The 10,436-nt window shown below is 71.8% G+C and carries 8 protein-coding genes; 5 read left to right on the forward strand and 3 right to left on the reverse strand.

The annotated features are described in order from the left end of the window. Positions 1-239: 239 nt before the first annotated feature. The 3 genes from EDD93_RS36805 to EDD93_RS36815 form a co-directional block, all read right to left on the reverse strand. Positions 240-1,421 (reverse strand): ROK family transcriptional regulator, encoded by a 1,182-nt coding sequence (locus EDD93_RS36805; RefSeq protein WP_123530896.1) that lies wholly within the window; start codon positions 1,419-1,421, stop codon positions 240-242. A gap of 256 nt (positions 1,422-1,677) precedes the next feature. Further along, positions 1,678-2,355, reverse strand: coding sequence for a GntR family transcriptional regulator (locus EDD93_RS36810; RefSeq protein WP_123530898.1), 678 nt, complete (start codon positions 2,353-2,355; stop codon positions 1,678-1,680). A 64-nt stretch (positions 2,356-2,419) separates the two neighbouring features. Further along, complete coding sequence (locus EDD93_RS36815) at positions 2,420-3,370, reverse strand: beta-ketoacyl-ACP synthase III (protein ID WP_123530900.1); 951 nt, start codon at positions 3,368-3,370, stop codon at positions 2,420-2,422. A 315-nt stretch (positions 3,371-3,685) separates the two neighbouring features. On the opposite strand from EDD93_RS36815, the gene EDD93_RS36820 reads away from it, so the two are divergent. From EDD93_RS36820 to fdhD, 5 genes are read left to right on the forward strand one after another with little or no spacing between them, the layout of a single operon-like run. Next, a complete protein-coding gene (locus EDD93_RS36820) occupies positions 3,686-4,684 on the forward strand; it encodes a 2-dehydropantoate 2-reductase (RefSeq protein ID WP_123530902.1) in 999 nt (332 codons plus the stop codon). Continuing rightward, entirely contained in the window at positions 4,681-6,618 is a 1,938-nt protein-coding gene (locus EDD93_RS36825) for a molybdopterin oxidoreductase family protein (protein ID WP_123530904.1), read from the forward strand. Before EDD93_RS36820 ends, EDD93_RS36825 begins: the two co-directional genes overlap by 4 nt. Further along, a complete protein-coding gene (locus EDD93_RS36830; RefSeq protein ID WP_123530906.1) occupies positions 6,609-8,450 on the forward strand; it encodes an NAD(P)H-dependent oxidoreductase subunit E in 1,842 nt (613 codons plus the stop codon). The genes EDD93_RS36825 and EDD93_RS36830 overlap by 10 nt, the downstream gene beginning before the upstream one ends. Further along, positions 8,447-9,307 carry a 2Fe-2S iron-sulfur cluster-binding protein gene (locus tag EDD93_RS36835; protein ID WP_123530908.1) on the forward strand — a complete coding sequence of 287 codons (861 nt, stop codon included), beginning with the start codon at positions 8,447-8,449 and terminating at the stop codon, positions 9,305-9,307. Before EDD93_RS36830 ends, EDD93_RS36835 begins: the two co-directional genes overlap by 4 nt. 5 nt (positions 9,308-9,312) lie before the next feature. Next, positions 9,313-10,164: a formate dehydrogenase accessory sulfurtransferase FdhD gene (gene fdhD / locus EDD93_RS36840; protein ID WP_123530910.1), complete on the forward strand. Its 852-nt coding sequence runs from the start codon at positions 9,313-9,315 to the stop codon at positions 10,162-10,164. The last annotated feature ends 272 nt before the right edge of the window (positions 10,165-10,436 follow it).

Here is a 10,436-nt window from a genome sequence, read left to right on the forward strand (position 1 = left end):
GGCGGGTGCCGGTGAGCGGGCAGGGCGAAGTACGGTCCCGGGGTTCACCCGGACCCCGGCCGCTGGCGCGGGGCGGTGCCTTTCTTGCCGGCCGGCCGAGGATCGGTCCGGCGGGAGGCGGATCGGACGGGAGAGCGATCAGGCGGGAGAGCGATCGGGCGGATGGTGCGCGGCTCTTGCACGTGCTGCGGCCCGGTGAGCAGGCCGGTGGTGCCGGTTTCGGGCCGGTGGTGCCGGGGTCAGGCCGGTGAGAAGAGGTGGTCGCTGATGAGCCTGGCCGCGCCGATCACTCCGGCGGCGGGTCCCAGCTCGCCCAGCACGATGGGGAGGTTGCCGGTCGCCAGTGGCAGTGACTGCCGGTAGACCTGGGTCCGGACGCTGGCCAGCAGCGTGTGACCCAGTCCGGTCACACCGCCGCCGATCACCACCAGACCGGGGTTGAAGAAGCTGACGAGTCCCGCGATGACCTGCCCGACCCGGTTTCCGCCTTCGCGGATCAGGTCGAGCGAGGTGGCGTCGCCCGCGGCCGCGGCGGCGGCGACGTCGACGGCGGTGAGTTTCCCGGACGCCGACAGCCTGGCCGCGAGCTCCGTCGACTGCCCGGCGCGGGCGGCGTCCTCGGCGTCGCGGGCCAGTGCGGCGCCGCTGAAGTGCGCTTCCAGGCAGCCCCGGTTGCCACAGGCGCAGGGGCGCCCGTCCGGTTCGACCTGGATGTGGCCGATGTCGCCCGCACTGCCCGTCGTACCGCGGTGGACCTCTCCGCCGACGACGATGCCGCAGCCGATACCGGTGCCGATCTTGACGCAGAGGAAGTCGCCCACGGAGCGTGCGACGCCCGCGTGCTGCTCCCCCATGGCCATCAGGTTCACGTCGTTGTCGACCATCACGGGGCAGCCCAGCTCCTGGCTGAGCGCCTCGCGGACCGGGAAGCCGTCCCAGCCGGGCATGATCGGCGGTGCGACCGGGATCCCCTCGGGGAAGCGGACCGGTCCCGGTACGCCGATCCCCGCGCCGTCGAACCCTTCGGCGAGCCCGGAGGCCCGGAGCTTGGCCGCCATGGACAGCACCTGCTCGAAGATGGCGACGGGGCCCTCGCGTACGTCCATGGGGTGGTTGAGGTGGCCCAGGACCTCCAGCTCCGCGTTGGTGACCGCCACGTCGACCGAGGTGGCGCCGATGTCGACGCCGAGGAAGCGCAGTGCCGGGGCGAGCCGGATGTTGTGCGAGCGACGCCCGCCGCGGGATGCGGCGAGTCCGTCGGCCACCACAAGGCCGGTCTCCAGCAGTCTGTCCACCTCGACGGCGAGCTTGGAGCGGGAGAGATCGACCTGATCCCCCAGCTGTGCCCGTGAGTTGGGCCCGCCGTCGCGCAACAGCCGAAGCAGTCGCGCCTGATGCGCATTCGCGGGTCGTGCCGTCATACGTCTCACGCGCCCCTCCCCGCCACATCGGCCTGTCCGTCGGGCTTTGGAGGGGAACGTAGCAGCGCTTGCCCGGAGTGGGAAGAAGTTGCGCAGGAATCCACCACAACTTTCTCCACCCTGAGGACAAAGGGGTGCGGGCGCCGGCCCCGGAGGGCGGGTACCGGCCGCCGCCGGCGCCGGGCACGACGATGCCCCCGATCGCCGGACGGGCTGATTCCTCAGCCGGCGTTCGAGGGCACGGGAAGCGTGGAGGTCAGCCCTCCTGGCGCTGGTGGTAGCTCTGGCGGGTGTGCTCGGTGTGGGAGCGCATGACGGCCGTGGCCTGCTGCTCGTCGCGCGAGGAGATCGCGGCGATCAGCGCGCGGTGCTCGGTCCAGGAGCGGGTGCCCCGCTGACGGGCGACGGGGGTGTAGTACCAGCGGACCCGGCGGTCCACCTGGCCGGCCAGCTCGGCGAGGACGACGTTGCCGGCCAGCTCCATGACCTTGGCGTGGAAGGCGGCGTTGGTCGCCACCGCCAGGTCCACGTCGTCGTCGGCGACGGCCCGCTCACCCCTGGCGCACAGCTCCTCCAGGGCGGCGATGCCCGCGCTGCCGGAGTTGGCGGCGGCGAGCCGGGCGGCCTCGGCCTCCAGGAGCGTACGGACCGACAGCAGCTGGTCCGCCTCGTCCTCCGTGGGCTCATGGACGAACGCGCCCTGGGCGGGCCGCAGATCGACCCAGCCCTCGGTGTTGAGCCGCTGCAGGGCCTCGCGCACCGGCTGCCGGGACACCCCGAGATGGCCGGCCAGCTCGCTCTCGACCAGGTGCTGGCCGGGACGGAGCGCACGGGTGGTGATGAGTTCGAGAAGCGCCTCGTAGACCCGCTCACGCAGCGGACCGGGGCGTTCCAGCTTCGGCACGGTCCCTTGCGGCAGTCCTGCGGACAACATTGCGGTCCCCCTCCGAGCGACGAGCAATTGCTTATCGTCTACAGTCTACCGAGCACAAGTCCCCTCAGGGACAGCGGATCACCTGACCCGCGTAACTGAGGTTCCCGCCGAAGCCGAAGAGCAGCGCCGGCGCGCCCGTGGCGACCTCGCCCCGTTCCACCAGCTTGGACAGGGCCATCGGGATCGAGGCTGCGGACGTGTTGCCGGAGTCCACCACGTCCCGGGCGATGACCGCGTTGACGGCGCCGATCTTCCTGGCCACCGGTTCGATGATCCGCAGGTTGGCCTGGTGCAGAACCACCGCGGCGAGGTCCTCGGGGGTGAGCCCCGCCTTCTCGCACACCTTGCGGGCGATGGGCGGCAGCTGGGTGGTCGCCCAGCGGTAGACCGACTGCCCTTCCTGGGCGAAGCGCGGCGGCGTCCCCTCGATCCGTACCGCGTCCCCCATGCCGGGCACGGAACCCCACAGCACCGGGCCGATGCCCGGCCGGGCGGCCGAGCCGGAGTCGGCGACCACGACCGCGGCCCCGGCGCCGTCCCCCATCAGCACGCAGCTGGTGCGGTCGGTCCAGTCGACGATGTCGCCCATCTTGTCGGCACCGATCACGAGCGCGCGGGTGGCCGCTCCGGCGCGCACGGCGTGGTCGGCGGTGGCGAGGGCGTGGGTGAAACCGGAACAGACCACGTTGATGTCCATCACCGCGGGTGACGTCATGCCGAGGCGGGCGGCGACGCGGGCCGACATGCTCGGCGACCGGTCGATCGCGGTGGAGGTGGCGACCAGCACCAGATCGATGTCCGAGGGCTGGAGCCCGGCGGTGGCGAGCGCCTTGGCCGCAGCGTGTGCGGCCAGCTCGTCCACCGGCTCGTCGGGGCCACCGAGGTGACGGGTCTTGATGCCGACGCGGCTGGTGATCCACTCGTCACTGGTGTCCACCATGGCGGCCAGGTCATGGTTGGTGAGCACCTTGGCGGGCTGATAGTGGCCGAGCGCCACGACACGTGAGCCGGTCATATTCAGGTTCCCCTCGCTACATATGGCAGGAACCATCCAGTCTTGGTCGCTACCGACCGGTACAGAGGCACGTGATCCCACAGGAATACCGCTCGGCGATTGGAGGCTTGACAACAGCCTTGACCCGACAGACAGCATACTGTAGACAATATTCTGTCGACTTGACAGCGTCTCCTGTTCCGGTCCCGCGCTTCCCGGCGCACCCCGCTCTTCCGCTCCACCTCTCCGACCCGCTGTCCCGCTCCCTCCTGCTGTACTCCTCGCACTGCTTCCCCCGCTCCCGCCTCGCTCGGTCCCTACCGAACGGAGAGCCCCGTGAAAGTCGCAGTTGTCGGTGCCGGCGCGATCGGCGCCTATGTCGGGGCCGCGCTCCACCGCGCCGGCGCCGAGGTCCATCTCATCGCCCGCGGGCCCCATCTGGCCGCCATGCGCCGCGACGGCGTACGCGTCCTCAGTCCGCGCGGCGACTTCACCGCACGCCCGTCGGCCACCGACGACCCCTCGGAGGTCGGGCCCGTCGACTTCGTGTTCCTCGGGCTGAAGGCCAACTCGTACGCCGCGTCGGGCCCCCTGGTCCACCCCCTGCTGCACGACCGCACAGCGGTCGTCGCCGCCCAGAACGGCATCCCCTGGTGGTACTTCCACGGGCTCGCGGGCCCGCACGCCGGCCGCCGTATCAACAGCGTCGATCCGGCCGGCACGGTCAGCTCCACGCTGCCGCCCGAGCGGGCGATCGGCTGCGTCGTCTACGCGGCGACGGAGATCGAGGCACCCGGTGTCGTCCGCCACCTCGAAGGGACCAGGTTCTCCATCGGCGAGCCCGACCGGACCGTCTCCCGCCGCTGCCGGGAGTTCAGCGAGGCCATGGTCGCCGGCGGGCTCAAATGCCCGGTGGAGCCCGATCTGCGCAAGGACATCTGGATCAAGCTGCTCGGCAACATCTCGTTCAACCCGATCAGCGCCCTGTCCAGAGCCACCATGGGCCAGATCTGCCGCCACCCGGACACCCGCGCACTCGTCGGTTCGATGATGCGCGAGACCCTCGACGTCGCGGCCGCGGTCGGCTGCCGGCCCGGGATCTCCGTGGAGCGGCGCCTCGCGGGCGCCGAGCGCGTCGGTGACCACAAGACCTCCACCCTCCAGGACCTGGAGAAGGGCAAGCCCCTGGAACTCGACGTGCTGCTCGCGGCCGTCGTCGAACTGGCGGCCCTGGCCGGTGTCCCCGTACCGACCCTGCGCGCCGTGCACGCGCTCGCCGATCTCCTCGCCACCACCTCCTCGCCCGCCCCGGCCCCAGCAGGGAGCGCACCGTGAACAACAACCGCAAGCGACGTGAGCGCAAGCAGTACGAACGGCTGACGCACCCACTGGTCCGGGATCCGGACGGCACCCTGCGCCGGGCCGGCTGGGACGAGGCGCTGGCCCGCGCGGCTGCCGGGTTCCGGCAGACCCGGCAGGAGTACGGGCCCGACGCCTTCGCGATGCTCTCCTGCGCCCGCGCCACGAACGAGATGAACTACGTGGCGCAGAAGTTCACCCGGGTGGTGATGGGCACCAACAACGTGGACTCCTGCAACCGGACCTGTCACGCCCCCAGCGTCGCCGGCCTCTCAGCGGCGTTCGGCTCGGGCGGCGGCACCTCCTCCTACGAGGAGGTCGAGCACACCGATCTCATCGTGATGTGGGGCTCCAACGCCCGCTTCGCGCACCCGATCTTCTTCCAGCACGTGCTGAAGGGCATCCACAACGGCGCCCGCATGCACGCCGTCGACCCGCGCCGCACCTCCACGGCCGAGTGGGCGGAGAGCTGGCTCGGCCTGAACGTCGGTACGGACATCGCGCTCGCCCACGCGATCGGCCGCGAGATCATCCACGCCGGGCTGGTCAACCGGGCGTTCGTGGCCCGCGCGACAACCGGCTTCGAGGAGTACGCCGCGCTCGTCGAACCCTGGACGCTCTCGGCGGCCGAGAAGGTGACCGGGGTACCGGCCGAGGCGATCCGCGACCTGGCCCACGCCTACGCCACCGCCGAACGGGCCCAGCTGTGCTGGACGCTGGGCATCACCGAGCACCACAACGGCACCGACAACGTCCGCGCCCTGATCAACCTGTCGATGCTGACCGGCCACGTCGGCAGGTACGGCTCCGGCGTCCAGCCCCTGCGCGGGCAGAACAACGTGCAGGGCGGCGGCGACATGGGCGCCATCCCCAACAAGCTGCCCGGCTTCCAGGACATCCTCGACCCGCACTCCCGGCAGAAGTTCGAGCGGAGCTGGGACACGGTCATCCAGCCCCGGTACGGAATGACGCTCACCGAGATGTTCGAGTCGATGGAGAGCGGCGCACTGCGTGCGGTGTACTGCATCGGCGAGAACCCGGCCCAGTCGGAGGCCGACAGCGAACAGGCCGTACGGCGGCTGGAGGCCCTGGACCACCTGGTGGTGCAGGACATCTTCCTGACGAGGACCGCGGAGCTGGCGGACGTGGTGCTGCCCGCGACCGCCGCCTGGGCCGAGACGGACGGAACCACTACCAACAGCGAGCGCCGGGTGCAGCGGGTACGGGCGGCGCTGGTGCCGCCCGGCGAGGCCCGGGAGGACATCGACATCCTCTGCGCGCTCGCCGGACTCCTGGGCCACGACTGGAAGTTCACCGACGCCGAGACGGTGTGGAACGAGCTGCGCTCACTCTCCCCCGACCACTTCGGGATGACGTATGACCGGCTGGCGGAACACCAGGGGCTCCAGTGGCCCTGCCCCGACACGGACCGGCTGCCGTCGAGCTTCCTGCACGCCCGGCTCTGGGAGACCGATCCCGTGCGGCGCGGCCGGGCCGCCCCCTTCGGTCTCGTCCGGCACGATCCGCCGGTCGACCTCACCGACGAGGAGTACCCGCTGCGGCTGACCACGGGGCGGCGGCTGGACTCCTACAACACCGGTGTGCAGAGCGGTGGCTACGCCTCACCACTGCGGCGCGGCGAGTACATCGAGCTCTGCCCGGAGGACGCCGCCGCCTACGGGGTCGCGACCGGCGAGGAGGTCCGGGTGTCATCGCGGCGGGGCAGCGTCACCGCGCCGGTCTGGATCGAGGCCGGACTGCGGCCCGGACTCGCCTTCATGACGATGCACTTCCCCGACGAGGTCGACACCAACGTGCTGACGATCGAGGCGAACTGTCCGATCGCCGGCACCGCCGAGTTCAAGGCCTCCGCGATCCGGATCGAGAAGCTGGTGCCCGCATGGACCTGAAATTCACCGGCGCCACCCCCACGGACACCGAACGGCAGGCGGTGGACGCCCTGCTGGGCCCGCCGGCGTCCGGCTGGGAGGGAGCGGCCACCCGCAGCGACGAGGACCTGCGGTGGGCCAGGGGCGGCGCGGCGGCCGCCAAGGACCGGCGCGACCAGTTGCTGCCCGCCCTGCACGCGGTGAACGACCGGGTGGGCTGGATCAGCGAGGGCGCCCTGGACTACATCTGCCGCCGGCTGACGGTGGCCCCGGCCGAGGCGTACGGGGTCGCGACGTTCTACGCGATGTTCTCGCTGCGCCCCCGCCCGGCGAAGGTCCTCCACGTCTGCACGGACCTGGCCTGTGCCGCCCGGGGCTCGGCCGCGCTGGGCGCGGAGCTGACGGCGTCCCTGGCCCCGGCGGGCACACCGGTGCGGGGTGCGGTCTGGCAGGAGAGCCCCTGTCTGGGCCTGTGCGAAAGGGCCCCGGCCGCGCTGCTGCTCCGGGCGGGCGCCCCGCACACCGCCTCGGTCGTCGCCCCCGCCACCGCCGGAGCCCTCACCGACGCGGCCCGCGCCCCCGGGGCCGCCCCCGCCGGGCCCCCGCCCGAAGCCGCCGTCCCCCAGGCCGGCCGCCCCGGACTCGTTCTCCTCAGGCGCATCGGCACCACGGACCCCGCCTCCCTCGACGACTACCGTGCGAGCGGCGGCTACACCGCGCTGCGCCGCGCCTTCGCCCTGGGCCCCGCCGGCGTCATCCGGGAGGTGCTCGACGCGGGGCTCGTCGGCCGCGGCGGCGCCGCCTTCCCGACCGGCCGCAAGTGGGAGGCCACGGCGCAGCAGCCCGACACCCCGCACTACCTCGTCTGCAACGCCGACGAGAGCGAGCCGGGCACCTTCAAGGACCGGGTGCTGATGGAGGGCGACCCGTACGCCCTCGTCGAGGCAATGACCGTGGCCGGCTACGCGACCGGTGCCCGGCAGGGGTTCGTCTACCTGCGCGGCGAGTACCCCCTGGCGTACGAGCGGCTGAGCCACGCCCTGGACAGTGCCCGCACACGCGGCCTGCTCGGTCCCGACGTCCTGGGCCAGGGGTACGCCTTCGACATCGAGATCAGGCGGGGCGCGGGGGCGTACATCTGCGGCGAGGAGACCGCGATCTTCAACTCGATCGAGGGCCTGCGCGGGGAGCCGCGCTCGAAGCCGCCGTTCCCGGTCGAGAAGGGCCTGTTCGGGAAGCCGACGGCCGTGAACAACGTCGAGACGCTGGTCAACGTGCTGGCGATCCTGGAACACGGTGCCGCCGCCTACGCGGCCACCGGCACCGGCTCGTCCACCGGCACCAAGCTGTTCTGCGTATCGGGACAGGTGGCCCGGCCCGGGGTCTACGAGCTGCCGTTCGGTGCGAGCCTGCGGGAGCTGCTGGAGCTCGCGGGCCCGCCGCAGGATCTGCGCGCGGTGCTCCTGGGCGGGGCCGCGGGCGGGTTCGTCCGCCCCGGCGAGCTGGACATCCCGCTCACCTTCGAGGGGACCCGGGCCGCCGGCACCACGCTCGGCTCGGGCGTCGTACTGGTTCTGGACGGTTCGGTGGAGCTGCCGCGTGTCCTGCTGCGGATCGCGGAGTTCTTCCGGGACGAGTCGTGCGGCCAGTGCGTGCCCTGCCGGGTCGGCACGGTGCGCCAGGAGGAGGCGCTGCACCGGATCAAGGACCGTACCGGCGCCGCGGCCGCCGATGACATCGCCCTGCTGAGAGAGGTGGGGCAGGCCATGCGCGATGCCTCGATCTGCGGTCTGGGCCAGACCGCGTGGAATGCCGTCGAGTCCGCCATCGACCGTCTGGGGGTCTACAAGTGACCGCTGTTCCGTTGCGACTGCCGCGCCGGCTGATCGAGTTCACCCTGGACGGCCGGGAGACCCGGGTGCCCGAGGGATCGACGATCCTGGAGGCGTGCCGGGCCGCCGGCACGGACGTACCGACGCTCTGCCAGGGCGACACGCTCACCCCGAAGAACGCCTGCCGGGTGTGCGTCGTCGAGGTGGAGGGGGCCCGTACCCTCACCCCGGCGTGCTCGCGCCGGGCCGAGGCGGGAATGACGGTGCGTACCGACAGCGAGCGGGCCCGGCACAGCCGCAAGGTCGTGCTGGAGCTGCTCGCCTCGTCCACCGACCTGTCGACGACGCCCGGGGCCGCCGGGTGGATCAAGGAGTACGGGGCGGAGCCGGGCCGCTTCGGCGCCGACGCGGCCCGGGTCAACGAGGAGCCGAAGGTCGACAACGACCTCTACGTCCGGGACTACGACAAGTGCATCCAGTGCTACAAGTGCGTCGACGCGTGCGGCGAGCAGTGGCAGAACACGTTCGCCATCGCCATCGCGGGCCGCGGTTTCGACGCCCGTGTCTCCACCGAGCACGGGGTGCCGCTCACCGATTCGGCCTGTGTCTACTGCGGTAACTGCATCGAGGTCTGCCCGACGGGGGCGCTGTCGTTCAAGTCGGAATTCGACATGCGGGCGGCCGGGACCTGGGACGAACCGGCACAGACGGAGACCACCACTGTCTGCGCCTACTGCGGGGTGGGCTGCAACATCACGCTCCATGTGCAGGACAATGAGATCGTGAAGGTCACCTCGCCGCACGACAACCCGGTGACCCACGGCAACCTCTGCATCAAGGGCCGCTTCGGCTTCCAACACGTACAGAATCGGGTCTAACGGTCATGGGACGGGTCACCGAGCGCCGCCGCACCATCCGCATCCGGGACGGGGCCGTGTCCACGCGCCCCGACACCCTCGTCGCCGAGGAGCCCCTGGAGATCCGGCTGAACGGCAAGCCGCTCGCCATCACCATGCGCACCCCGGGTGACGACTTCGCGCTGGCGGCCGGCTTCCTGGTGAGCGAGGGCGTGATCGGCGAGGGCCACGAGGTGCAGTCGATCGTGTACTGCGCCGGGGCGACGGCCGACGGGGTCAACACGTACAACGTGGTGGACGTGCGGCTCGCGCCCGGCGTCGTGGTCCCGGACATCACGCTGGAGCGCAACGTCTACACGACGTCCTCCTGCGGGCTGTGCGGAAAGGCCAGCCTGGACGCGGTCCGCACCACGACCCGGCACCCCGTCGCCGATACTCCCCCGGTCCGGGTGGAGCCCTCGCTGCTGGCCGCCCTCCCCGACCGGCTGCGCGCCTCGCAGCAGGTCTTCGACCGGACCGGGGGCCTGCACGCGGCGGCGCTGTTCTCCGAGACGGGCGAGCTGATGGACATACGCGAGGACGTGGGCCGGCACAACGCGGTCGACAAACTGGTCGGACGGGCCCTCACCGACCACCGGCTGCCACTGTCCCGGTCGATCCTGCTGGTCTCGGGGCGGGCCTCGTTCGAGCTGGCGCAGAAGGCGGTGATGGCGGGCATCCCGATGCTGGCGGCCGTCTCGGCGCCGTCCTCCCTCGCCGTCGACCTGGCGGCCGAGACCGGCCTGACCCTGGTCGGCTTCCTGCGGGGCCCTTCCATGAACGTGTACGCGGGTGAGCACCGCATCGCTCTGGAGGCGACGGCCGTCCACAGCCGCTGAGGCGCCCCGCCCGCTGCACGGGTGCGGGGCCGGCCGACGGGGAGCGCCCCCTGCGCCGGCCGGCCCCGGTCCACCTGGTAGTGCTTCGTTGCCTTGGGTGATCTTGCCTGGTGGTGGGGATCCTTCGAGTGTGAAGCTGGGGATGTGGAGCGGCTTCGGGGTGAGTTGGCGAAATGCGTGGGTGATGTGTTCGGGGTCCGGGCCGCTCACGCCACCGGGCTTCCCCGAGAGAGTCCAAAAGATCACCGGACGCTCCCGCCCGCCCCGGCCGG

This window comes from Streptomyces sp. 840.1 (assembly GCF_003751445.1).
GTDB lineage: Bacteria > Actinomycetota > Actinomycetes > Streptomycetales > Streptomycetaceae > Streptomyces.